The sequence below is a fragment of the Salmonella sp. SAL4457 genome (genome assembly GCF_046548235.1).
GTDB lineage: Bacteria > Pseudomonadota > Gammaproteobacteria > Enterobacterales > Enterobacteriaceae > Salmonella > Salmonella enterica.
The window spans coordinates 1-398 of record NZ_JBGDZO010000093.1 but is presented as its reverse complement, the minus strand read 5'-3'; the positions used below and the strand labels follow the sequence as shown (position 1 = coordinate 398).

1 protein-coding gene is annotated in these 398 nt (G+C 68.6%); it reads right to left on the bottom strand.

The genetic code is table 11. From position 1 onward, the window contains the following. Positions 1-193 precede the first annotated feature (193 nt). The coding region (locus ACLJNW_RS23380; protein WP_162984647.1) for an amino acid ABC transporter substrate-binding protein at positions 194-398 on the bottom strand (205 nt) is incomplete at its 5' end.

Below are 398 nucleotides of genomic sequence, written 5' to 3'. Positions count from 1 at the left end.
CTACTCGGACGACTGGGGCTCATCCTGGCGCCGCCTGGACATCGCCGGCTACCTCGGCGTGCTCGGTTTCGACGAGGCGCACGACCGGGTGTTCTGGGCCCGCGGCAACTGGTACGACAGCCGCGACCTCGGCGTCCAGGCCTACGACCTGAACTGAGCCCCCTCGCCGCGCCGGCGGAGGGGCGCCCGCCAGTCAGAGGTAGTTGGCGACGGCTTCGTCGACGAAGCCTTCCTGGCGCATCTGCTCCAGGGCCTTTTGCAGGCGCTCCACCACCTCGTCCGGAGTGTCCTTGTTCAACGCCAGGTAGAGCTTGGCCTCGTTGAAACGCAGCACCGTCTGCAGGCCGGACACGCCTTCCTGCTTGGCCAGGTAGCGGCCGACCGGATCGGTGGTGGCC